Here is a 23,316-nt window from a genome sequence, read left to right as displayed (position 1 = left end):
CACTCCGCCTCTGGTCTTGTTGCCGTTCACGGTTCCGCGGCGACCTGCCACGTCCCGGCATCGACGGCGCTCACGGCATAGCCCGCAACATTAGCATCGCTGAGCGCCTCGATGTTGAGCGAGATGGTGTCGGCAGAGCGCAGGCGATCGGGCAGGCTGCGGATCAGTTGCGCGAACTTGCGCGCCTCGTCCTGCGCCTCGGCCATGCTGACCGCCTTGAAACGGAACGCGGTTCCCGCCGAAGTCTGCGCGAGCCGGCCGATATCGGCCGTGATGACGGTTGCGATCTTCGGATAACCGCCGGAGGTGCCGCGATCCATCATCAGCACGATTGGTGCGCCGTTGCCGGGCACTTGGATGCTGCCATTGACCGTGCCATCGGAGACGATGTTGTGGCCGTGCAGATGCTTGATGGCGGGGCCCTCGAGACGGTAGCCCATCCGGTCGGAGGTCGCCGAGATCTTCCACTCGCTGTCCAGAAACAGCGTCTTGTTGACGTCGTCGAATTCATCGTCCTGCGGGCCCATCAGAACACGGATCGGGCCGCTCACGGGCTTCGGCAACTCGATCCGCAGCTCGCTCGCGCCGCTCGCGGCATCAACGTTGAATTCGTCGCCGGCCTGGAGCGGGCGCGGGTAGGGGCTGCCGAGGCCCGCGCGCGCATTCACGGCGAGGCTGCCGAACACCGGCTCGCCCTTGATGGCGCCCTCGATCGCGAGATAGGTGAAGGCGCTGCCGCGGGCAAAGCCCAGCGTCAGAGTCTCGCCATCCTTCAAGGTCACCGATGTGTCCATGGCGATCGGATTTCCGGCGACGTCCGCATTGCGCGGCGCGCCCGACATCGCGACGCGCACGGCGCCATCACGTGCGGTGAAAGAGGCGCCGAACGGGCCGATCTCGACGGCGGCCGCAAACGGCCCGTTGCCGACAAGCGTGTTCGCCGCAGCAAGCGACAGCCGGTCCATCGCCCCGCTCACCGTCAGTCCATAGCGCTGCGCGCCGTGGCGGCCGCCATCCTGAACGGAGCTTGCGGGCCCGATGCTGGTGACGACGAGCCGGCTCATGCGACCACCTGGTCGGCGACGATTTCGCCGGCTTCAGCAGCGCGGTCCAGTTCCTCGAACGACTTGTGGTCGATGGCGTAAAACGTCACGCGATCACCGGGTTCGGTGAGGAAGGTCGGATTGCGGTGGAGCTGATAGGTCCGCACCGGCGTGCGGCCCAGAAGGTGCCAGCCGCTCGGGGCGGCCAGGCATTGGATTCCGGCCTGGACGCCGCCGATCGAGATCGTGCCGGCGGGCGTCAGCACGCGCGGATTCTGTCGCCGCGACATGTGGAGAAATTTATCGAGCCCGCTGAGATAGGACCAGCCCGGCGTAAAGCCGATCATGGCGACCTTGTAGTCGCCGGCGACGTGACGGGCGACGATGTCGTCGGGGGTGGTGTTGAGGGCCTTGGCGACATCCTCGAGGTCGATGCCGTGCTCGCCGCCATAGGCGACGGGAATGCGCCAGCGGCGAGCCTTGGTTGCCGGCGGCAGCTTCTGGCTCGCGAGCGCGAGCAGCTTCTCGCCGAGCGCGTCGAAACCGATCTTGCCGGGATCGTAGTGCACCAGCAGCGAGCGATAGGTCGGTACGGCCTCAGTGATTCCGTCGATCGGGTTTGCTGCAAGCGCCTTGTCGAGCGCCAGCACGCGCTGGTTGGCATCATCGTCGATGGTGCGGCTGAACTCGACCGTGACGGCGCTGTCGCCACTGGGCAGAAGGCGGGGCGGGGGAAGCGTCGAGGCCATGAGCTGTCGAAATCGGACTTCTGAAGAATGCGGTCCCCAGCGTTCGAGTTCCGCTTCGTCCTGCTTCGCGTAAATGCGCCCGCAAGTCCAATAAATTAATGCAAGGGGAAGCGATAAAGCCTTGTTATCGCATCGCATAATAGCCCGGCGGCCCTGCGTTATTGCTAGCCTCTTGGCCCTTGACGCAAGGGCTGCGGCTCGCAAGATGCGCGCGTTCTTTCCCGCCCATCCGGAGCTCGTCTGTTTCCATGTCGCTGTCCCCCGAAGCCCGCAAGACCCTCGCCGGCATCACCACCGCCACCATCACCACGGTCCTGCTGAAGAAGGGCCTGCGCAATGTGTGGATGCGCGGCGCGCGTCCGTTGCGCCCGGGCCTGCCGCGCCTGGTGGGCCCGGCCTTCACCCTGCGCTTCGTGCCCGCACGCGAGGATCTGGCGACGCCGGAATCCTGGTCATCGCCGATCTCGACCCGCACCGCGATCGAGGCAATGCCCGAAGGCTGCATCGCCGTGGTCGATGCCATGGGCATTACCGATGCCGGCATCTTCGGCGACATCCTCTGCGCCCGCATGGTCAAGCGCGGCGTGACCGCGCTCGTCACCGACGGCGTGGTGCGTGACGTCGAGGGCGTGCTTGGCACCAATCTTCCGGTCTGGTGCGACGGCTATGCCGCGCCGCCGTCGGTTGCGGGCCTCACCTTTGTCGGCTGGGGCGAGCCGATCGGCTGCGGCGGTGTCGCGGTGTTTCCCAACGACATCGTGGTCGCCGACCAGGACGGTTGCGTGCTGATCCCGCAGGCGATGCTCGATCACGTGCTCAACGAGGGCGTCGAGCAGGAGCGGATGGAAGCCTGGATCGTCAACGAGGTGAACAACGGCGCCGTGCTGCCTGGCCTCTATCCCATGAACGCCGAGACCAAGGCGCGCTACGCCGCTAGCAAGAAGTAACCGGGAGGAGCGAGGTAATCCCCATGGAGATCACTGTTGCAGGCACGCGGCCGACCCGCCGTGCGCCCAAGGAAAACTTCACCGGCACCGTGTGGCAGGATCCGGTCATCATGGCGCCCGCGCCGGCACGGTTGAACTGCTCGCGCGTCGCGTTCGAGCCGGGCGCGCGCACCAACTGGCACCATCATCCGCTCGGCCAGACGCTCTACGTCATCTCCGGCGTTGGGCGCGTGCAGTCCAAGGGCGGCCCGATCCGCGAGATCCGCCCGGGCGACACCGTCTGGATTCCGCCGGGCGAATTGCACTGGCACGGAGCATCGCCGACCAACGGCATGTGCCACATCGCCATGCAGGAAGCGCTCGACGGCGTCTATTCGACCTGGCTGGAGCCGGTCACCGACGCCGAATATGGGGCAGCGGTCGGCTAAGACGCTCGCGTGCGGGACAAGGTGCATCGCCCCAGGGCGGTGCATCGCCGATCCCGGGACGCAGAAATTTGGGACTACGCGAGCGCTGGGTCCCGACTCTGCGCAGAAACGCCGTCAGCGCGTTTACGGGCGTCTTCGCTTCTTGTCCCCGCGGCACCATCACATTCTTTCCGCCGTCCACGTCCCCGTGCACATGGCACCACGCCAGGTGCCGGAGCCGGAGGTGCCGTTGAGCCGGCCAAAACCGACGGCGCGCTTGATGCCGGTGCTCAGCATGACGTTGATGTTGCCGGCATCGGCGACGCGGCCCGACGCCGTCACCGCGGCGCTGCTCGATGCAATCTGCCCATTGTTGATTCCGATCGAGACGGTCGCGCCGTCGCCGCAGGCCTGGATCGAGGAGGCGATGCGGACATTCCATGCACCGTCGAAGGTGGAGCCCGCAGCATCGGCCTGCGCCAGCGGGAAGGCGATAGCGACAATGGTGGCGAAGAGAGCCTTGCGAAAGCCGTTCATGACACGCCCCTGTGGTTGACCGTTCGGGGATCGTGACATGGACCCGGAACCGGCGATGTGAGGGCTGTCACATGCGCAGGAGGTTGTGTGAGTTTGCGCACCTCGCAACCGAAGGGCGCGTAAAAACAAAGGGACCCGCCTCGGGCCCCCTTGCATTGGTCAATCAGCCCGATCTCAGTTCACCCGCGTCCAGGTCTGGCCGCCGCAGAACATGCCGCCGAAGGCGCAGCCCTGCACGCGCAAGCGGTCGGTGCCCTTCATCGCGATCGTCGAGTAGTAGGTCGAGCCGGAATTGGGGTCGAGGATGCGGCCTGACCATTTCTGATCTTTGCCGGGCTTCATGTTGATCAGGACCTGCTCGCCGTTCTGGTTCGATTTCGAATCGACCGAATAGCCGCAGAGATTGGTGCCGCATTGCTCGATGCGGACCTTGCCTTCCTTCTCCTCCGTGAGCCAAACGCCGAGCGGCGAATTCAGATCGCGCGTGGGCGCGGCTGCCGGAGGAGGCGTGGCTGCAGCCGCCTGAACGGGAGCGGGGGCAGGCGCCGGCGCGGGTGGCGGAGGCGGCGCCGGTGGTGCGGCAGCCACGGTCGGGGCGGGCGGTGGCGTCACAGCGGGCGCCGCCTGCTGCTCGACGGGAGCAGGGGCCGGAGGCGGCGCAGGCGGCGGCGCCACGGCCGTGTCGGCAGGCGTGTTGTTGGCGGTGGCCGGTGGCGGAGCGGGTGGTTGCGGCGCTGCGGGCGGCGTTGCTGCGGCGGCGGGTGCAGGCGCCTGCACGGCTGCGGGCGGCGCGGCGGCGGGAGCGGGGGCCGGTGCCGGAGCAGCAGCCGGCGCTTGCGGATCCACCGTGGCCTGCTGCGGCGCCTGCTCGTTCTTCTTGACCTTCTTGGCCTTGCCCTGGCCGGTGTTGTCGTACACGCCGGGGATCTGCACCGTGCCGCGGTCGGGATCGATGCGGATGGTGCGCCCGCCATATTCGAAGGTGTATTGTGCCTGAGCAGCCGTGCTCGCCAACAGGAATGCGGCCGTAGCCAACAGCTTCCTCATTTCGCATCTCCTGAACAGATGGTCCCCGGACCGACGCTTACACGCCGGCTCGACCGCGAAAAGTGATCTAGATCACTGTTCTCGGTATGAGTCGCCTTCCCCTCGATCCTGGTTCAATAAGATCGAAGTCGGTCCAGAGTTGGACGGGGATGCGCCGCGCCTCTGGACCGGTCACAGCATGGACATGTACAACCGTTGTGGTTGAATGATCCGAAAGCACACGCTCATGTCACAGCTACGATTTGGCGCAATCATTCTGACTGCCGTCTATTGCCTTGCTGCGACGCCGGCACAAGCAGCCGGGCTCCGGTTTCTCGAAGTGCCCGCGGATGCCGCCGGGCCCGCGCTCAAGGGCATGGTGTGGACTCCATGCGCCGCCCAGCTATCCGAAATCGCCTTGGGCGGTGGTATCACCCTGGCAGGCGTGAAGGACTGTCCGGTAGCGGGCAATCGACTGCCGCTGATCGTTTTCTCGCACGGGCGGCGCGGCTCGTTTTTGAGCCACAACGATACTGCTGCGATACTGGCGGATGCCGGCTTCGTAGTCGCCGCGATCAACCATCCGGGTGACACCGCAAGGGACAGTAGCCGGACCGATGAGTTTTCCGTGCTGGTTGAGCGTCCCCGCGACATGAAGCGGCTCACAGATTTCATGCTTCGTACCTGGACGGAGGCTGCGGTCCTGGACTCCAAGCGGATTGGCCTGTTCGGATTCTCGCGGGGCGCCTATACCGGTCTCGTCGTGATTGGCGGCAACCCCGATTTCGGCGCGCTTGCTCCGCTCTGCGAGAAGGAGCGGGGGGCGACGCCGAAATGCCAGGACGTTCGCGATGGCCGCGCGCCAACCGAGCCGGCCGTGCATGATCCCCGCATCAAAGCGGCTATCTTGGCGGATCCGCCACTTTTCGAAGGCCTCTTTAATCGCGAGCGGCTAGCCGACGTGAATATCCCAATTCTCTTGTGGCGTTCGGCGCTCGGAGGCGATGGCGTCGTGCCTGATACCATTGATGCGCTGGAACAGCTGCTTCCGAAACGCCCCGACTACCGGATCGTGCCGAACTCGGCGCATTTCTCCTTTATCGCGCCATGTCCACCCAAGTTGACCGAGGCCGCTCCGATCCTGTGCACCGATCCTCCTGGCTTCGATCGGAAGGCGTTCCACGACGCCTTCAACAGCGCGGCCGCGACCTTTTTCCGCACGCATTTGGAGTGACGGAAGACGGATACGACTAGGCGTCGCGATAGTCGCTAGTCGAACCAAGCGTTGTAGATTTTCCTGTAGCTGCCGTCTTCCATGGAAATATGCAGCCATTGGTCGACGAAGGCCTTCAGCGCCATGTCGCGCTGCAGCCAATAGGCCTTCTCCGAAAAATCGAACGGCTTTTCAGGGTGCACCGCGCAGAGCACGCCGGCATGCTGCTTCTGCTGGTATCGCGTCTCGGAGGCGTCGGTCATCATCAGATCGGCGTTGCCCTTGGCGATCTCGTCGAAGATCACGGTGTTGTCGGCGAAGACAGTGATCTCGGCATCCTTGATGTTGGCGCGCGCGAAGCGTTCGTTGGTGCCGCCGGGATTGACGATGATTCGGGTGCCCTTCTTGTCGATGTCGGCGATGCTCTGGTACTTGGCCGTGTCGGCGCAGCGCGCGATCGGCGTCTTGCCCTCGCGCATGATCGGCGTGGAGAAGAAGCCTTTCTTCTGCCGGTCGAGCGTGACGGAGACGCCGCCCATGGCGATATCGAACTGGTCGGCCTCGAAATCCTTCATCAGCTTCGGCCAGGCCGTCGGCACGAATTCGACCTTGACGCCGAGCGCGTTGCCAAGGGCCTGCGCCATGTCGACGTCGAAGCCGCTGAATTGCTGCGTGGTCTTGTCCAGATAGGTGAAGGGCTTGTAGTCGCCGGTCATGCCGACGCGCAAGGTGCCGCGCTTGACTATCTCGTCGAGGCGCGAGGGCGCCTGCTGCGCATGCGCCGAGACATTCACCAGCAACGCCACGGCCAAAGCTGCCCAGATTCGAACGATCATCTCTTTTCCACCCGTGCCCGAACTGTCATTGTGCGGAGTGGATTTAGACCAGATGCCCGTCGCTGGCGAGGCGGAATTGAAGGGAATTCAGAGGTGACGATCTCGATGTACGAGGCCTCGGTTGGCCTCTTCGTGCCGTACTTGCGCAACCTGTCCGGATTGCTCGACAAGGGCGTGGCCTATGCCGAGACCCGCAAGTTCAATCCGGCGGTTCTGCTCGGTATGCGCCTGGCGCCGAACATGTACGATCTGGCGCAGCAGGTCGGCGAGGCCTGCCGCCATGCCGTGGTCGCCCCGGCCTTGCTGGCGGAGCGCGAACCGATCACGCTGCCGGTGCTGGAGCACGACATGGCCGGACTTCAGGCACGCATCGCGACGTCGATCGAGTTCATCGAAAGCCTGCCGCGTGCCGAGATAGACGCGTCGGCCGAACGCAATGTTTTCTTCAAGCTGAAGAACGGCACCGAGCTGCCCTTCACCGGACGAACGCTGCTGCTGACCTTCAGCGTCCCGCAGTTCTTCTTTCACGTGACGACGGCCTACGACCTGTTGCGGCACGCCGGCGTCGAGCTGGTGAAGAAGGATTATTTGGGAAGGAAGTAGATGCTCGGCCTCCACCTCTCCCCGGCGGGGAGAGGTGTATAGCGACGTCCGAACGCACGTAAACCTACGCTTCGCCCTTGCGCTCGAATTCGGCGAGCGAGCTGCGGCCGGCAATTTCGCTGCGCAGCTCTTCGAAGCGCCGATGCGCTTCGTGCTCCTGCGCGTCGACGAAATGCACGGCGGCTTCGCTCGTCATCGGGCCGCTAACCACGGGCGCCGACTGCTCGCCGATGGTCTCGTGGACGTAGAATTGGCCGTCGTCGCCGCGATGGACCGTCCATTTGAGGCGGATCGCCACCATCGGGCCCGGGCCGACCTTGCTGTAGCCGTCCGCATCAGTGTGCTCCGGCACCAGCGGCTGCTCCTCGACCACCGGATGCTCGTTGACAATTGGCTGCTCGTCGGCGGCGATGTGCTCACGTTCACCAGCGACCACCATTTCGGTCTCGGTCTCACGTACGGCGAGAACGGGCTCGGGGTGCTCTAAAATGCTGGCGATGGTCGCCAGCGCGTGGTCGGTCGGGTCGATCTCTGCCAAGGGTCCATCCTCCAGCTCGACGCGGCCGGCTGGTCTGTCCCACTGCCGGTGCGCCCTGGCTCATTACGCGCGTTTGATTAAGGCTGAGTTGGGGCTCGATCTGCACCAAAATGGGACGGTTTTTGGTCGTCCCAAGCGAGCGCCTGCGCCGCCCGCCCGGAGTTCGGCTCAGCCCAGCACGTCCTGATTGATGACGTTCTGCCGGATCGGATCGCCGTCCAGCGCACTCAGGATGTTGCGCGCGGTCTGCTCGCTCATGCGGCTCACGGCCTCGACGGTAACGCCGGCAACATGCGGGGCCATGATGACGTTGGGCAGCGCAAACAGTGCGTTGCTGAGCGGCGGCGGCTCCACCTCGAACACATCGATACCGGCACCGGCGAGCTTGCCGGAGACCAGCGCGTCATAGAGCGCGGCCTCGTTCACGATACCGCCGCGCGCGGTGTTGATGAGATAGGATTTCGGCTTCATCCGACCGATCCGTGCCGCATCGAACAGGCCGACCGTCTCCGGCGTCTTCGGACAATGGATGGTGACGAAATCGGCATGAGGCAGCGCGGCATCGAAATCGGCGACGGGCTCGCAGCCGGCAGCCTTGATATCGGCAGCCGGCTTGTAGGGATCATAGACCTGTACCTTCATCTCCATCGCCAGGCAGCGCTTGGCGGTGCGACTGCCGATACGGCCGAAGCCGATGATCAGCACGGTCTTGCCGTAGAGATCGAACGGCAGCATGCCGAGCCGGTCGGCCCATTTGCCGTCCTTGACGCAAGCGTGCAATTCCTGCGCGCGCTTGGCCAGCGTCAGCATCATAAACAGCGCGGCTTCCGCGACCGAGGGCGAGTTGGCACTGCCAGCGACCATCAGCGGCACCTTGCGGCGGGAGAGGGCGGGCACGTCGACGGCGTCGTAGCCGACGCCGATGCGGGTCACCACCTTCATGTCTTTTGCGGCTTCGAGCTCGGTCTCGCCAAAGGCGGTGGCGCCGAGCGCGACGCCATGGACCGGTGCATGGCTCTTGAGCAGAGCCTCGAAGTCCTTGGCGGAGATCAGGTTCGGAAACTCGACGAGCTCGATATCGTCCCGCTGGGTGAGGAGGGCGCGTGCCCCTTGCGACAAAGTTTGCGTAACGAAAATCTTCTTCTTGTTGGTCGCCATCGTCTCCTGCCTGCGCGAGTTTCTTGGACCGGCATCACAACACGACGCCGGACGCCTCGTTTAGCAGGTGCATGTTGTTGAGGTCCATCGCCAAACGCATGGGTGCCCCGTCCTTGGCGCCGGCATTGGGATCGACGCGGCCGCAGACCGGCGTGCCGTCGAGCCCGAAATAGACCAGCGTCTCCATCCCCATCGGTTCGGTTACGTCGAGCACGGTCTCGAAGGTTTCGACGCCGGGCGCGAGATGCGCATGCGACTCGGTGAGGTGCTCGGGGCGAAGGCCCAGCAGCAGCTTCTCGGTGCGCGGCAGAGTCTTGTAGCGTGCGGCGCGGGCTGGCGGCAGCGGGAAAGCGATGCGGTCGGTGAGACGGATCTGGAGCGTGCCGCCGACGTCCTCGAGCCGGCACGGAATGAAGTTCATCGCGGGCGAGCCGATGAAGCCCGCGACGAAGCGTGTCGCCGGTTTGTGGTAGAGCTCGTTCGGCGTGCCGATCTGCTCGATACATCCCTTGTTCATCACAACGACGCGGTCGGCCAGCGTCATCGCCTCGACCTGGTCGTGGGTGACGTAGACCGTGGTGGTGCGCACCTTCTGGTGCACCTTCTTGATCTCGATCCGCATCTGCACGCGCAGCTTGGCGTCGAGATTGGACAGCGGCTCGTCGAACAGGAACACCTTCGGATTGCGTACGATGGCCCGGCCCATCGCAACGCGCTGGCGCTGGCCGCCGGATAGCTGCTTCGGCTTGCGATCGATCAGGTCGGTGATGTCGAGGAGCCGGGCGGCCTCGGTCACTCGCGCCTTGATCTCGGCCTTGGGATAGTGCTTCAGGCGCAGGCCGAACGACATGTTCTCCGCGACCGTCATGTGCGGATAGAGCGCGTAATTCTGGAACACCATGGCGATGTCGCGGTCCTTCGGCGGCACGTCGTTGACCACGTCGCCGCCGATCATGATGTCACCGTCGGTGATGTCCTCGAGCCCTGCGATCATGCGCAGCGTCGTCGACTTGCCGCAGCCGGAGGGGCCCACCAGCACGATGAATTCATGATCGGAGATATCGAGATCGATGCCGCGCACGGCTTCGACATCGTCGTAACGCTTGATCACCTTACGCAGGGAAACGTCGGCCATTGCACTTCAACCCCTCGATTTCAACCCTTCGTCGCGCCGGCGGTCAGGCCGGCAATGTAATAGTCCATCAGGAAGGCGTAGATGATCAGCGGCGGCGCGGCGCCAAGCAGCGCCCCGGTCATGATCTGTCCCCAGTTGAAGACGTCGCCCTTGATCAGTGTGGTGGTGATGCCGACCGGCAGCACGAGCTGATCGATCGAGGTCGTGAACACCAGCGGATAGAGGAACTGGGCCCAGGACACCGTGAAGGCGAAGATGGTCGCCGCGATCAGCCCGGGCAATGCAACGGGAATGAAGATCCGGGTCAAGGTCTGGAGCCACGAGGCGCCATCGATGAGGGCGGCTTCATCGAGCTCCTTCGGGATCGAGGCGAAATAGCCGATCATGATCCAGGTGCAGAACGGCACCGTCAACGTCGGATAGATGAACAGCAGCACGTACCATCGGTTGAGCAGCGTGATGCCGGTGTAGTCTTGGACGACCCCGAGCATCTTGAACAGCGGGATGAAGAGAAGACTGTCCGGGATCAGGTAGGTAAGAAAGACGCCGGTGGCCAGCGTCGCTGAGCCCCAGAACTTCATCCGCGCCAGCGCAAAGGCCGCGGGGATGCTGATCAGCATCGTGATGATCACGACCACGATCGACACGATCGACGAGTTCCAGAAGAAGCGCAGAAACTGGTTCGAGCTCAGCAGCTCGACATAGTTCGACAGCGTCGGGTGGAATACCCACCAGGGATTGGTTGCCGCCGATATCTCCGCGCTGCTCTTGAGCGAGGTGATCAGCATATAGATCGGCGGCGTCAGGAAGAAGATCGCGAACAGCACCAGGAAGAAGTAGGACCAGCGCAGCGCCCAGGCGCGGTCGCGGCTCATGCTGCCATACTTGACCTTGCGGGAGGGGCCGGCCTTGTCGATTGCGAGCGTGCTCATCAGGCTTCGTTTCCGCGTTTGTTGACATCGCGCAGGATGAAGATCGCAGCGACCGCCAGGATCGGCACCATGAACAGCGAGACACAGGCGCCGAGCGGGATGTCGCTGCTCTGGATGCCGACCTGGAACGCCCAGGTGGCGAACAGATGCGTCGTATCCAGCGGACCGCCTGAGGTCAGGATGCGCACGATGTCGAAATTGGCGAAGGTGACGATCAGCGAGAACAGCGTGGTGATGGCGATGATATTGCGCATCATCGGCAAGGTGACGTACCAGATCCGCTGCCACCAATTGGCGCCATCGATCGCGGCGGCCTCGTAGAGTTGATCGGGGACGGATTTCAGCGCGGCCAGATACATGATCATGAAGAAAGGCGCGCCGTACCAGATGTTGACGAGGATGACGGAGAAGCGTGCCCAGAAGGTGTCGCCGAGCCAGGGGATCGGGCCGACGCCGAAGAAGGACAGCGTGTAGTTGAAGGCGCTGTAGGAAGGGTCGAACAGCCACAGCCAGGCCAGCGTACTCATTGCCGGTGGGATCACCCAGGGCACCAGCAGCATGCCGCGCCATTTGCGCTGGCCCTTGGCCGGAATGTTGTGGACGAAATGCGCGACGATGAAGCCGATCAGCGCTTTGAAGATCACGGCCGTGATCGCGAAGATGCAGGACTGCTGCACCACCATCCAGAACGTCTCGCGCTTGAACAGGAAGGTCAAGTTGCCGAAGCCGACGAACTTCGTCATCGACTTGTTCAGCGTGGCCAGATGAACGGAATAGAAGGCGGGGTAGAGCACGAGCAGCGCGATCAGGAGGATCAGCGGCAGCGTCAGGAAAAACGCGACCGTCGATTTGCGCCCGAGCGCATTGCGCAGGCTCGTTCCCCTGCGGGCGCCCGCCGCACGGGCGATGCGACCTCGCTCAACGACGACATCGGCCATATCAGAATCCTTGGGTCAGTCTTTCTGTATGCTCTTATGCTGTCCAACCGTGAAGCCGGCGAGGCGGCTCCACCGTCAAGCAGATTGAAGCACGGAGCCAGGGCGGCTCACGCAGGTGACGCGAGCCGCCCTGTCAGCAGGCCCCGGCCTAGCTCCGCATGAAGCCTTCGCACTCGCCCTCGGCCCAGGCGAGCGCCTGCTCCAACGTTTCGCCTCGCGCATAACGCAGTGCCATCTTGGTCAGCGTCGCCTGGAAGTAGATCTGCTGTGCGATCTTGGGCGGCGCTGGCGATGCCGCGATCGACAGCGTCTGATGCTTGTACGGGTCAGGATAGTGAAAGAGCGTTCCCTTCGGCGGCCCTTCTTCCGCCCAGGTCTTGAACTTGGTCATGTTCGCATAGGCCGGCAGGTCATAGCCGCCGCTCACCGCGACGAACTTCTCGATCGATGACGGCGCGGACAAGTGAACGAGCAGGCTCTTGGCCGCCTCCTTGTTCTTGCCGAAGCTCCAGACGCCCCAGAAGTACGGCAGGTACGGCGCAAACCGGCCCTTCGGACCGGACGGGAAGCCGTGCGTCCAGCACTGCTCGGCGACCTGCGGCGCATCGCGCTTGGCAACAGCCCAGGCGCTCGGCGGATTCAGGATCATCGCGCCACGGCCGGAGATCAGCCATTTGTTGTTCGAGGCATCGTCCCAGGAGGGTGCATCCGGCGGCAGAAACGCGATCAGCTTCTTGTAGAATTCCATGGCCTGGCGAACCTGATCGGTCTTCACCGTGATATCGCCCTTGGCGTTGACGAGCTCGGCGCCGAAGGACTGAAAGATCGCGCCGGCGGTATCCACGCTGTCGGTGGTCTCGCCGAGGCCGATGCCGAATGCAAAGCCGGCCTTCTGGCAAGCCTCGGCTGCCTTCAGGAAGGTCTCCACGGTCCAATTGTCCGCTTTGGGCGGGCTGCCGGCCGGGTACATCTCCTGTACGTCGATGCCGGCGTGCTGCTTCATCAAATCGATGCGGGAGCAGGGCCCCTTGATCTGGCTGCCGGGGGTCGCGGGCACTGCGAGCCATTTGCCGCCCGAATTCCCGAGATATTTGACGGTGCCGTTCACCTCGCCATTCTGCTTGAGGAGCGGCTCCATGACGTCGTTGAGCGGCTCGAGGTTCTCGGCATAGGCCTGCGGCCACCAGCTCGGCATCTGAAGAATGTCATGACCCGACTTGGCCTGGGCTTCGGCCGCGGCGGTCAGCTCGATCTTCTTGTTGTTGCTGGTGATGTAGTCGATGGAGACTTCCACCTTCTCCTTCGCGGCCCATTCGTTGACGAGATCGGTCGAGGCTTTGTTGGCGCCGGGCACCCAATGGTCCCAGAAGCCGATTGAGAGCTTGCCGGCGGCATAAGCGCCCCTGACATAAGGCGCCGTGATCAGCGCCGCGGAGGACATTGCAGTGGCAGCCACAAATTGACGTCGCGTCAGTGTCTTGCGTGACATCTCGTTTCCTCGCTTGGGTGTTGTTGTTGGAGTTTCCTCTGAGAGACTTCTTTCTTGAGTTCTCGTTGTTGGATTTTCTTATTGGTGCCGTCGGCTCGCGGTATTCACGCGAGATCGCAGCAAATTGGTAGCGCGATCAGATCATGATTGATCGCATCTGTCGAGAAAGCCGAACGGCTCCTCGTCTAGAACTAATGGTGTGCCCCGGCAGCGCCGCGAGCGCATTCACGACCGTGTGTTGCAGGCAAACCGCGGACGTTCATTTTGCGACGCACACTTGGCGCTAACGAGCCCTCGAACGATCCGTGCGCAATTACGCCGCAGTTTCGAATAAGCCTGCATAACCGCTTCGCGCGAAAGACTTTTCGGGCGTGGACGGCGATTGGTGGCGTCTGGACCTCGGCGCGGCGGAAACGATAGAGTTGCAATTGCCATGGGCCTTTCGCCCGACAGGCCAGCCAGATCGACGATGGAGACGAGAATGATCAAACCGGTGCTGCCAGCGCGGCTTCACCTGCGACGATGGTTGGCGCTGGGGTCCGTGCTCGCGCTGCTGCTGGGCGTCGCCGCGGTGGCGAACGCCCAAGGTCTGGTCAAAGGCGTTCAGGAGGGCGCGGCGGCCGGAAACAAGGCGGCAGGTCCGGTCGGCGGCGTGCTCGGCGGCGCCATCGGCGGCGTGGTGGGCGTCTTCACCGGCGTGCTCGGCGTCGGCAACAATGGCAATCAGGCGCCGCCGCCCAAGGAGGCCAGCAAGGATGCAAGCAAGGATGCCAAGCAGCCGGGCGGCAAGGACAAGGACGCCAAGAGCGCCAAGGCGGGGAAGGGCACCAAAGCGAGCAAGGAAGCGAAGAACGCCCCGCAAAATGGCAAGGACAATAAAGAAAATAAGGATGTGACGGTTCTCACCCAGACCGGCGCTCCGCAGCAGAGCGCGGAACAGATCGTTGCCAACAGCGATGCCTATATCGAGCGGATCAAGACCGAACTGAACCTCACGCCCGATCAGGAGAAGCACTGGTACGGCTTCTCGAGCGCCATGCACTACCTCGGGCATAATGGTGCAGAGCGGCTCAACCTTCGGGTCGCGCGCGCCAAGCGCGATCCGCCCGACGATATCATCGAGCAGATGCGCAACGAGGCGCAGTTCCTGATCGACCGGGCGGCCGACCAGCGCAACGTCGCCGACGCGGCCGAGCCGCTCTATTCAAGCCTCGATGACAAGCAGAAGCAGGTCTTCATTCAGGAGATGGTGCGCCTGAGCCACGAGCGAGGATTGGATTGATCAAGTTGAATCGGATCGGGCGCGTCTGAATTAAGGGCGCCGGCCACGAATTCGTGTATCCTCTCCGCAATTCGGTTATGGTTAGCTTCGTAAGGCTGACTGCGGGGTTGATATGGCGGACGGACTCTCCGTTTTCCTGGTCGAAGACGAGGCGTTGATCCGGATGATGATCGCCGACATGGTGGAGGAGCTCGGCCACCGCGTCGTTGCGGAAGCGGACAATGTCCGCGATGCCAGCGCCTTTGCCATGACCGCGCAGTACGATCTGGCCATCCTCGACATCAATCTGATGGGCGTCTACGTCGATCCCGTCGCCGACCTGATCGAGCGACGCGGAAAACCGTTTCTGTTCGCGACGGGTTATGGACCGGAGCTGCTGCCGTCCTTGCTGCGGCGCAGGCCGATCCTGCGAAAGCCGATCGCGATGGATCAGCTCAAGGCGATGATCGATTCGATGTTTCCGGAAGCCACAGAGAAGGCGCCGCATTGAATGCCGGCCTAGACGCCGCACTGGTGACGGCGAGACGCCGCACTGAGATCACCAACGAAAATGGCCGCCCGTCGGGGACGGCCATTTGGCGAAAGAGCTCGGCGCGCTGTCAGATCAGGCCGGCGCTGAGATCGATGCCACGCGCGATCAGGCCGAACGAGACGGCCAGGCCGGTGCAGCAGAACAGCAAGATGGTCTTGAACGAAGAAACGGCGAACCGCGGTTCGGCGGCGGCCGGCATTACGGCGAGCGAGATCATGCTCATGTTCACTTCCCCCCTTTATTGGTTATTGGCCCTGATTTGCCTCAGGTGGGGGAAGTCTTAGAGCAAAAAGTTTGACGTCAGATTGCGAGGCATCGTTAACGAAGTCGCAATCGCCCGTGTTCTCCCGCGCCGGGACGAGCTCGCAAGCCTCAGTTGCGACCCTTTCTCAGCACCGTGGCAATGGTATGCGCCGTCATGGCGGCGCGATCCGAAGCGCGCTGGGCGGCCAGCCGGTCCCTTGCCTTTTCCTCGATCAGGAGCTCGATCAAGGCCAGCCGCTTGTCTTCGTTATCCGCCTCGCGCAGCAGGCGGTGATAGCGGTGATAGTCGAAACCGAAATCCTGTTTACGCATGCCACGCCCCCGCAACTACGCCACACACAGGACAGGATTGTTTCGCATGCCAAACGCGCAGGCAAGCACGATCCTGCGTGAAATCCGGTGTACGCTGCAATCAGCTGTGAATTGCTGGACCCGCGAGCGGGCGCTTCGTCCGCTCAATTTGGTCAATTGGATTGTGCTGGGCGAACATCTTGAGGCCGACGAAGCTCGCATCGGGCTTGATCACCAGCCTGGTCGGGATGTTGCGCAAGTAATCCTGGAAGCGTCCCTTGGCCTCGAAGCGTGCTCGGAATGCGGACGCCGCGAGGAACTCGGGAAAACGCGGCACGATCCCGCCGGCGATATAGACGCCGCCGCGGGCGCCGAAGGTCACGGCGAGATTGCCCGCGACCGAGCCGAGGATGGCGCAGAACATGTCGAGCGTCGCGCGGCTGACGAGGCAAGTGCCCTCCAGCGCGGCCTTTGTGATGGCGGCAGGATCCCGATGCGGTACTTGGGCGCCATCGACCTCCGCCAGGGCCTCGTAGAGGCTTTGCAGGCCGGAACCCGAGAGCGCGCCGCGCTCGATGGAGACATGGCCGAGGCGCTTGCGCAGACAGGCGATCACGCGTTCCTCGCGCTCGTTCTCCGCCGGCAGGGTGGCGTGACCGGCCTCGGTCACGACCGCCAGCCGTGCGCCATGGCGCTCGACCAAACAGGACACCCCAAAGCCGGTTCCGGGCCCAACCACCAGCAAGGGCTCTCCGGGCAGGCCATTCTGGCCGCCAAGCGGAATGAGGTCGGCAGGCTGCAAGGCGGGAAGGGACCAGGCCACCACCTCGAAGTCGTTGAGCACGTGGACGCTGTCGAAGCCGAGCGCAGCTTGCAGCTCGTTGCCGTCGATGACCCACGGACTGTTGGTCATGACGCAGCGATTGTTGGTGACGGGGCCCGCCACCGCCAGCACGGCTCTTCCGGGCTGCCCGCCGGAGGACCTGCGAGCGAGAACATCGACGATGGCCTCCCGAACGGTCGGGAAGTCGGCGACCTTGACGTAGTCGATCGGTCCGGTCGGATCGCCGTTACTCGATTCAGCCTGGCTCAGCGCGAAGCGCGCATTGGTGCCGCCGATATCGGCGAGAAGAATCTGTCCTGTCTTGCCGATCGTCATGGCCATATGGCTGCCGCAGCCGCACGGGCTGCGGGAACCGCTTCCTCCGCTCTCTGATCGCAAATTGCGAACGGCTGTCAGAATCCGTCCTTGGGTGCAGCTAGTCAACACGGTTGACGTCAAACCGTTGCACCCTGTGCGCCCTTCCGCCGACCAATTCGCGGGTGCTTCCTCACGGACCAACGGTTGCGCAGCAGCGCGGGAAGGCGGACACTAGGGGAGCGCGCCTGGCGCCTTCGCGCCGGCGCAGATGCAACGAGACCAGCGATGAAGATTTCCGACCGCGACGTGCTGCTGGCGATTGACGTACAGAACGACTTCTGCACCGGCGGGGCGCTCGCCGTTCCCGGCGGCGAAAAGGTCGTCCCCGCCATCAACCGAATCGCCCAAAAATTCGCCAATGTGGTGTTGACCCAGGACTGGCATCCGCGTGATCACGTGTCATTCGCGGCCAACCATGCCGGCAAGCAGCCGTTCCAGACCATCGAGCTCGACTACGGCACCCAGGTTCTCTGGCCCTCTCATTGCGTGCAGGGTACGACGGGCGCTGAATTCCACCGGGAGCTCGACGTTGTCAGGGCGAGCCTGGTGGTGCGCAAGGGCTTTCGCCGCGGCATCGATTCTTATTCGGCGCTATTCGAGAACGACCATAAGACGCCGACCGGACTGCTCGGTTACTTGCGCGAACGCGAGCTGAAGACCGTCTTCGTCGCCGGTCTGGCGCTGGATTTCTGTGTTCGCTTCTCGGCGGAGGACGCTCGCACGGCAGGTTTCGAGGTCGCCGTCGTCGAGGACGCCTGTCGCGGCATCGATCTCGACGGCTCCGTGGCTGCCACCCACAGGAGTTTTAAGGATCGCGGCATTTCGGTCGTGAGCCTCGAGGCGTTCCTGTGAGGATGAGATAGCCATGGTGGAGAAGGCCGGCAGACAGCCAGGCGGATCAGGCCATGCGCCGGATGACCCGCTGCTGTGGCCGTTTGCGGCGGCGCGACTGGCCATGGACGCCTGTTTCTGGTGGCTGGAACGTGGAGCTGCGGAGCAGGGCGAGAGCAGCCTGCTGTGGACGACGCCCAGCACGGTCGCGCTGGAGCTTGCGACCATGCGCCTGCGCGATTTCACGCAGACGCGGTCCGGGCAGCCGGCGCTGGTCTGCGCGCCCTATGCGCTGCATCGGGCCCTGATCGCCGACTTCGCGCCTGGCCACAGCGTGGTGCAGTCGCTGCAAAATGGCGGCATCGACCGCGTCTATCTCACCGACTGGCGGTCAGCCACGCCGGAGATGCGCTATCTCTCGATCGACAGCTATCTGACCGATCTCAACGTCGCCATCGACGAGATCGGCGCGCCGGTCGATCTCGTCGGGTTGTGCCAGGGCGGCTGGCTGTCGCTGCTCTATGCGGCGCGCTTTCCGACCAAGGTGCGGCGGCTGGTCCTGGTCGGCGCTCCGGTCGATCTGTCGATCGACTCGGCGCTGTCGCGGCTCGCCCGCAACGCGCCCGAGCTGGTCTACGACCAGCTCGTCGCTCGCGGCGGCGGCAATGTCAGGGGCGAGGAGATGCTGCGCTTCTGGTCCAAGGCGCCTGACGGCGACGATATCGCAGTGGCGTTGCAGAGGGGACTCTCGGACGAGGAGGGCGCGACCCTGCTCGCGCGCTTCGACCGCTGGAATAGCGAGACGCTCGATTTGCCCGGCACTTATTACCTTCAGATCGTCAACTGGATTTTCCGGGAGAACCGGATTGCCGGCGGCAAATTCGTCGCGCTCGGCCGCCCGGTTGACCTGAAGGACGTCAAGGCGCCGATCTTCCTGCTGGCCGGGCTGGACGACGACGTCGTGCCGGCTGTGCAGGCGCTCGCCACCGCTGATCTCGTCGGCACGCCGCCGGCTTTCATTGCGGCAGCTTCCGAGCCGAGCGGTCATCTCGGCCTTTTCATGGGGGCGCGGACCCACGCCCATGCCTGGCCTCGGATAGCCGAATGGCTCCGCGACGACCTGTCCGGGGTCTTGGCGCGCAGCGCCTGACGTCGCGGGCGCCGGCTGGCCGACATGCAAATCGGTTATGCATGACGGCGGATGGTCTGCACGGGCGCCGGTCGATGGGCTACATATGATGCGGTGCTGGCGGCTGCGGCTAGTGGCGCAAGTGATTGAAGAGATTGCAAGGATTGAAGGTACAGCGCTTGATGTCTTTCCACTCGATCTATGCCCATGGATTTGCGCGCGTAGGGGCCTGCGTCACCACCTCCCGCGTGGCCGACCCCTCGGCCAATGCGAAGGCCGTCCTGGTGGCGGCCAATGCCTGCCACGAACAATCGGTGGCAGTTGCCGTGTTTCCCGAGCTGTGCCTGTCCGGCTACGCGATCGAAGACCTGGTCAAGCAGGATCCGCTGCTCGATGCGGTCGAGCGCGGGCTCGCTGCGATCGCCGAGGCCTCCGCGGCACTGATGACAGTCCTGATCGTCGGCGCACCGCTGCGCTTTGGCCATCGCATTTATAATTGTGCGGTCGTCATCCATCGCGGCAACGTGCTCGGCGTTGTGCCCAAGAGCTATCTGCCGACCTATCGCGAATTCTACGAAGGACGGCATTTCGCCTCCGGCGCGGGCATCGCCGGAGAGACGATCTCCTTTGGCGGGCTGCATGCGCCGTTCGGCGTCGACCTTCTGTTCTCGGCCGAGGACGTTCCGGGCCTCACCATCGGCGTCGAGATCTGCGAGGACATGTGGATTCCGGTGACGCCGGCATCCGAGCTCGCCCTCGCGGGCGCCAGCGTGCTGATCAACCTCTCGGGCAGCCCGATCACGATCGGCCGGGCACGCTCGCGCGCGCTGCTGTGCCAATCGACATCGGCGCGCTGCCTCGCAGCCTACGTCTATTCCGCCGCCGGAGCAGGGGAATCGACCACCGATCTGGCCTGGGACGGCCAGACCTCGATCTACGAGAATGGCGTGCTGCTGGCCGAGGGCGAGCGGTTCCGCCAGGACGGCCAGATTACGCTGGCCGACGTCGATCTCGACCTGCTCAGGCAGGAGCGCGCGCTGATGGGCACGTTCGACGACAATCGCCGGCAGCGAGAGGCGTTTTTCCGCAAGGTGACATTCGCGCTGAAGCCGCCGGCCGCCGACATCGGCTTCCTGCGCAAGGTCGAGCGGTTTCCGTTCGTGCCGAGCGACGAGAGCCTGCTCGAGCAGGATTGCTACGAGGCCTACAACATCCAGGTCGCCGGCCTCGTTCAGCGGATGCGCGCCACCGGCACCAAGCGCGTCGTGATCGGCGTCTCCGGCGGGCTCGATTCCACGCACGCCCTGATCGTCGCCGCCAAGGCAGTCGATCTCCTCGGCCTGCCGCGCGAAAACATCCTGGCTTACACGATGCCGGGCTTTGCGACCGGCAGCGAGAGCAAGACCCACGCGCTGGCGCTGATGAAGGCGTTGCAGACGAGCTGGCAAGAGCTCGACATCCGCGCCACGGCCACGCAAATGCTGAAGGATATCGGCCACCCCTTTGGCAAGGGCCAGAAGGTCTACGACGTCACCTTCGAGAATGTGCAGGCTGGCCTGCGCACGGACTATCTGTTCCGCCTCGCCAACCATCACGGCGGCATCGTTATCGGCACGGGCGATCTCTCTGAACTCGCGCTCGGCTGGTGCACCTATGGCGTCGGCGACCAGATGGCGCATTACAACGTCAATGCCGGCGTGCCGAAGACGCTGATCCAGCATCTCATCCGCTGGGTGATCTCATCGAACCAGTTCAGCGACAACGTCAACCGCACGCTTGGCGCGATCCTCGCTGCCGAAATCTCTCCAGAGCTGGTGCCGGTGCAGCCGGGCGAGAAGCCGCAGAGCACGGAAGCGTCGGTCGGGCCCTACGAGCTGCAGGATTTCAACCTGTTCTACACGCTGCGCTTCGGCATGCGTCCCTCCAAGATCGCCTTCATGGCGCAGCACGCCTGGAAGGACGTCGCCACGGGCGAATGGCCGCCGGCCTTCCCGAGCGACCGGCGCAGGGCCTACGATCTTCCCGAGATCCGGCGCTGGCTCGAGGTATTCCTGCGTCGCTTCTTCGCTTTCAGCCAGTTCAAGCGCTCGGCGATGCCGAATGGACCGAAGGTCTCGGCGGGTGGGTCATTGTCGCCGCGCGGCGACTGGCGAGCCCCGTCGGATGCGAGCGCGGCGGCATGGCTTGAGGATCTTGAACGGAACGTGCCGAACTGATCGGCGCGGCGCATGGACATTGAGGGGACGATCGGATGCCAGTCGGAGAGGGGGCGGGTGAGGAAGCCAAGGTCGTCAACGGCCTCTACATCTTCGATATCGAAATGCGCGACGGCAAACGCGGTCAGGCCAGGGGCGTGGTCGTGCTCTGCGACGGGCGCATCATGGGCGGCGACAGCTATTTCTATTACACCGGCAGCTACACGTTCCGGAACGGCAAGTGGCGCGGCGACATGATCGTCAATCAGCATACCGAAGCCATCGGCAAGACCCTCGCATTCGGCGGCAGGGAGGTCACCTGCGGTTTCTCGGGCGACTACTCGGCCGGCGGCGCCGAGGTCGAAGGCATGGCGCTGGTCGGCAAGACCACCGTGACATTCACGGCCCGCCTCACGTTGAAGGACGCAATGTAAGCCGCGTGATCTGCTCCCGTTCCTTGGCAGGAACCTTCGTACCCGCAGAACGTTCGCGTCTGTTGCTGTGAATTGTCGAGGAGAGGGACTATGCGCAAGCACTTGATGTTATCGACCGCGGCCGTCGGACTGATGCTCGCCTCCGGCTTCGCCTACGCCCAGGCGCCCGGTGAGCGGAAAGACGAGCCGAAACGGACCGAGGAACCGGCCAAAGGCGCTGCGCCGCAGCGCGGGGGCGCAGCCCAAGGCGCTCAAGAGCGGGTTCAGGAGCGCACGCAGGGCGCTCAGGAGAGACTCCAGGGGGCCGGTCGCGAAGAGAAAGGCGGCGCGGCCAAGCGCGAGGCCAACGAAGACAAGCGCCAGCCAGCTACAGCCGCCGAACGTGATCAACCGAAGGCGAAGGATCGGGCACAAGAATCTCGCGAACCTTCGCGCGATCGCAACCGCGAGGCCGAGACCGCCAAACCTGGGCGCGACAGCAGCAAGAGCAGCGCAGAGACGAAGCAGGACAAGTCCGCGCCGCAGAAATCAACTGCCGAGTCCGAAAAATCCAAGACCGGCCCTGCGGGCCAGCAGAACGAGCGCAGTGGAGCTGCGGCCAACCAGAACGAGCGCAACCAGACCCAGCCGCCGCGCAACGCCGCCGAACAACAGCCGCCGGCGCAACAGAACAACCGCCCGGCTACCGCGACCGACACGAACCGGACGGCGCCAACCAACAATGCACAGACTGCGCCGGCGACGGGCACGCAGACCAATCAAGCCAATCAGACCACGCAGACCAACACGCAGGTCAATCAGCAGACCAGCATGACGTCTGAACGGCAGGTGCGGATCTCTGAAACGGTAAGCCGCGCGCGCCTGGCGCCACCAGAGCGCAACCTGAGCATCGCGATCCGGGTGGGTGAGACGATCCCTTCGCGCGTCCGTCTGCATCGGCTGCCGCCTGAGATCGTGTCGATCGAGCCGCAATATCGCGACTATGAGTATTTCGCGACGGATGACGACGTCGTCATCGTCGAGCCGCGCACGCATCGCATTGTCAGCCAGGTTCCGCGGGATCCGTCGCGCGCTCGTGCGCAGATGGGCGGCAGCGCCGGCCAGAGCATGGCGGCCGCCGGCGCCCGCAATGTGAACTGCCGGATCATGCGGCGCGATGCCTCGGGGAACGTGGCCGAAGCAGAGCCGTCAACCGTCGGCTCGACCGCGCGCACGGATTCGCTGAGCGTGACGGTCCAGATGCCCGGCGGCGGCTCGTCCGCGCCGATTGCCCTCGGCGCTCCCGCGGGTGACATCGTGGTCGCAACGCAAGGGCAGGGCGACTGCACGGTGACGATCGAGCCGCAGACGCGCTAAAGCATGATCCGGAAAAGTGCGAAGCGGTTTTCCGAAAAGATCATGCTTAAACAGCCGCCTGAAGCGCGATGACGATTCATCGCGCTTTAGGCGCCGGGCCGAACGACGACGCTGAAACGCGAACGCGCCGCCCGGCTGAACAGCCGGACGGCGCGCATCGCGTTCAATCTGAAAAGTTTCGAGGTCCGGAGTGCCTAGGAGTCCGGACCTCGTCACCTTGCCCCAGCCTTCAATCCCCCGCCCCATGTGG

At 64.1% G+C, this 23,316-nt stretch carries 25 protein-coding genes; 11 read left to right on the top strand and 14 right to left on the bottom strand.

The annotated features are described in order from the left end of the window. Positions 1-26: 26 nt before the first annotated feature. Both IVB12_RS01930 and pxpB read right to left on the bottom strand, forming a co-directional pair. Positions 27-1,064, bottom strand: coding sequence for a biotin-dependent carboxyltransferase family protein (locus tag IVB12_RS01930; RefSeq protein WP_247295095.1), 1,038 nt, complete (start codon positions 1,062-1,064; stop codon positions 27-29). Next, the gene (gene pxpB / locus IVB12_RS01925) at positions 1,061-1,792 is read right to left on the bottom strand and encodes a 5-oxoprolinase subunit PxpB (RefSeq protein ID WP_247295093.1); all 732 of its coding nucleotides are present in this window, start codon (positions 1,790-1,792) and stop codon (positions 1,061-1,063) included. The genes IVB12_RS01930 and pxpB overlap by 4 nt, the downstream gene beginning before the upstream one ends. Before the next feature lie 248 nt (positions 1,793-2,040). Between pxpB and IVB12_RS01920 the strand changes: the two genes are divergently transcribed. Then, on the top strand, positions 2,041-2,739 hold the full coding sequence (locus IVB12_RS01920; RefSeq protein WP_036012452.1) for a ribonuclease activity regulator RraA: 699 nt from the start codon (positions 2,041-2,043) through the stop codon (positions 2,737-2,739). 23 nt (positions 2,740-2,762) lie between these two features. Continuing rightward, positions 2,763-3,167 carry a cupin domain-containing protein gene (locus IVB12_RS01915; RefSeq protein WP_027573427.1) on the top strand — a complete coding sequence of 135 codons (405 nt, stop codon included), beginning with the start codon at positions 2,763-2,765 and terminating at the stop codon, positions 3,165-3,167. A 159-nt stretch (positions 3,168-3,326) separates the two neighbouring features. On the opposite strand, the gene IVB12_RS01910 is transcribed toward IVB12_RS01915, so the two are convergent. Next, positions 3,327-3,683 carry a hypothetical protein gene (locus IVB12_RS01910; RefSeq protein ID WP_247295090.1) on the bottom strand — a complete coding sequence of 119 codons (357 nt, stop codon included), beginning with the start codon at positions 3,681-3,683 and terminating at the stop codon, positions 3,327-3,329. A gap of 174 nt (positions 3,684-3,857) precedes the next feature. After that, entirely contained in the window at positions 3,858-4,730 is an 873-nt protein-coding gene (locus IVB12_RS01905; RefSeq protein ID WP_247295088.1) for a DUF2147 domain-containing protein, read from the bottom strand. A 205-nt stretch (positions 4,731-4,935) separates the two neighbouring features. Between IVB12_RS01905 and IVB12_RS01900 the strand changes: the two genes are divergently transcribed. Further along, the gene (locus IVB12_RS01900; RefSeq protein WP_247295086.1) at positions 4,936-5,943 is read left to right on the top strand and encodes a dienelactone hydrolase; all 1,008 of its coding nucleotides are present in this window, start codon (positions 4,936-4,938) and stop codon (positions 5,941-5,943) included. 35 nt (positions 5,944-5,978) lie between these two features. Here the strand turns inward: IVB12_RS01900 and IVB12_RS01895 are convergent, their stop codons facing one another. Continuing rightward, on the bottom strand, positions 5,979-6,758 hold the full coding sequence (locus tag IVB12_RS01895; RefSeq protein ID WP_247295084.1) for a transporter substrate-binding domain-containing protein: 780 nt from the start codon (positions 6,756-6,758) through the stop codon (positions 5,979-5,981). Positions 6,759-6,863: 105 nt separating this feature from the next. Between IVB12_RS01895 and IVB12_RS01890 the strand changes: the two genes are divergently transcribed. After that, on the top strand, positions 6,864-7,361 hold the full coding sequence (locus IVB12_RS01890) for a DUF1993 domain-containing protein (protein WP_247295410.1): 498 nt from the start codon (positions 6,864-6,866) through the stop codon (positions 7,359-7,361). 64 nt (positions 7,362-7,425) lie between these two features. Here IVB12_RS01890 and IVB12_RS01885 read toward each other — a convergent pair whose 3' ends face one another. The 6 genes from IVB12_RS01885 to IVB12_RS01860 all read right to left on the bottom strand — a co-directional run bounded on the left by IVB12_RS01885 (position 7,426) and on the right by IVB12_RS01860 (position 13,551). Next, the gene (locus IVB12_RS01885) at positions 7,426-7,899 is read right to left on the bottom strand and encodes a hypothetical protein (RefSeq protein WP_247295082.1); all 474 of its coding nucleotides are present in this window, start codon (positions 7,897-7,899) and stop codon (positions 7,426-7,428) included. A 168-nt stretch (positions 7,900-8,067) separates the two neighbouring features. Beyond that, positions 8,068-9,057: a hydroxyacid dehydrogenase gene (locus tag IVB12_RS01880; RefSeq protein ID WP_247295080.1), complete on the bottom strand. Its 990-nt coding sequence runs from the start codon at positions 9,055-9,057 to the stop codon at positions 8,068-8,070. 34 nt (positions 9,058-9,091) lie between these two features. Next, positions 9,092-10,192, bottom strand: coding sequence for a sn-glycerol-3-phosphate ABC transporter ATP-binding protein UgpC (gene ugpC, locus IVB12_RS01875; RefSeq protein WP_247275634.1), 1,101 nt, complete (start codon positions 10,190-10,192; stop codon positions 9,092-9,094). Between the two features lie 20 nt (positions 10,193-10,212). Then, on the bottom strand, positions 10,213-11,124 hold the full coding sequence (locus tag IVB12_RS01870) for a carbohydrate ABC transporter permease (RefSeq protein ID WP_247295077.1): 912 nt from the start codon (positions 11,122-11,124) through the stop codon (positions 10,213-10,215). Continuing rightward, a complete protein-coding gene (locus tag IVB12_RS01865) occupies positions 11,124-12,062 on the bottom strand; it encodes a sugar ABC transporter permease (protein WP_247295076.1) in 939 nt (312 codons plus the stop codon). Before IVB12_RS01865 ends, IVB12_RS01870 begins: the two co-directional genes overlap by 1 nt. Positions 12,063-12,210: 148 nt before the next feature. Next, entirely contained in the window at positions 12,211-13,551 is a 1,341-nt protein-coding gene (locus tag IVB12_RS01860; RefSeq protein ID WP_247295074.1) for an extracellular solute-binding protein, read from the bottom strand. 481 nt (positions 13,552-14,032) lie between these two features. Between IVB12_RS01860 and IVB12_RS01855 the strand changes: the two genes are divergently transcribed. Together IVB12_RS01855 and IVB12_RS01850 are read left to right on the top strand one after the other, a co-directional pair. Then, the gene (locus IVB12_RS01855; RefSeq protein ID WP_247295072.1) at positions 14,033-14,833 is read left to right on the top strand and encodes a Spy/CpxP family protein refolding chaperone; all 801 of its coding nucleotides are present in this window, start codon (positions 14,033-14,035) and stop codon (positions 14,831-14,833) included. Between the two features lie 112 nt (positions 14,834-14,945). Next, positions 14,946-15,323: a response regulator gene (locus IVB12_RS01850; protein ID WP_247275629.1), complete on the top strand. Its 378-nt coding sequence runs from the start codon at positions 14,946-14,948 to the stop codon at positions 15,321-15,323. Positions 15,324-15,432: 109 nt separating this feature from the next. On the opposite strand, the gene IVB12_RS01845 is transcribed toward IVB12_RS01850, so the two are convergent. The 3 genes from IVB12_RS01845 to glk all read right to left on the bottom strand — a co-directional run bounded on the left by IVB12_RS01845 (position 15,433) and on the right by glk (position 17,079). Continuing rightward, positions 15,433-15,588 (bottom strand): hypothetical protein, encoded by a 156-nt coding sequence (locus IVB12_RS01845; RefSeq protein ID WP_247295070.1) that lies wholly within the window; start codon positions 15,586-15,588, stop codon positions 15,433-15,435. Positions 15,589-15,737: 149 nt separating this feature from the next. Continuing rightward, the gene (locus IVB12_RS01840) at positions 15,738-15,941 is read right to left on the bottom strand and encodes a hypothetical protein (RefSeq protein ID WP_247295068.1); all 204 of its coding nucleotides are present in this window, start codon (positions 15,939-15,941) and stop codon (positions 15,738-15,740) included. 100 nt (positions 15,942-16,041) lie between these two features. Next, positions 16,042-17,079 carry a glucokinase gene (glk, locus tag IVB12_RS01835; RefSeq protein ID WP_247295408.1) on the bottom strand — a complete coding sequence of 346 codons (1,038 nt, stop codon included), beginning with the start codon at positions 17,077-17,079 and terminating at the stop codon, positions 16,042-16,044. A 267-nt stretch (positions 17,080-17,346) separates the two neighbouring features. Between glk and pncA the strand changes: the two genes are divergently transcribed. From pncA to IVB12_RS01810, 5 genes are all read left to right on the top strand, one after another. Beyond that, a complete protein-coding gene (pncA, locus tag IVB12_RS01830) occupies positions 17,347-17,973 on the top strand; it encodes a bifunctional nicotinamidase/pyrazinamidase (protein ID WP_247295066.1) in 627 nt (208 codons plus the stop codon). Between the two features lie 13 nt (positions 17,974-17,986). Beyond that, on the top strand, positions 17,987-19,102 hold the full coding sequence (locus IVB12_RS01825; RefSeq protein ID WP_247295064.1) for an alpha/beta fold hydrolase: 1,116 nt from the start codon (positions 17,987-17,989) through the stop codon (positions 19,100-19,102). A 161-nt stretch (positions 19,103-19,263) separates the two neighbouring features. Further along, the gene (locus tag IVB12_RS01820; RefSeq protein WP_247295062.1) at positions 19,264-21,297 is read left to right on the top strand and encodes an NAD(+) synthase; all 2,034 of its coding nucleotides are present in this window, start codon (positions 19,264-19,266) and stop codon (positions 21,295-21,297) included. 35 nt (positions 21,298-21,332) lie between these two features. Continuing rightward, a complete protein-coding gene (locus IVB12_RS01815; protein ID WP_247275624.1) occupies positions 21,333-21,710 on the top strand; it encodes a GrlR family regulatory protein in 378 nt (125 codons plus the stop codon). Positions 21,711-21,842: 132 nt separating this feature from the next. Continuing rightward, positions 21,843-23,066, top strand: a complete 1,224-nt coding sequence (locus IVB12_RS01810; protein ID WP_247295059.1) for a DUF1236 domain-containing protein — start codon at positions 21,843-21,845, stop codon at positions 23,064-23,066. Positions 23,067-23,316 lie beyond the last annotated feature (250 nt).

Source organism: Bradyrhizobium sp. 179 (genome assembly GCF_023073535.1).
Lineage (GTDB): Bacteria > Pseudomonadota > Alphaproteobacteria > Rhizobiales > Xanthobacteraceae > Bradyrhizobium.
This window is presented reverse-complemented; position numbering and strand designations above follow the sequence as displayed.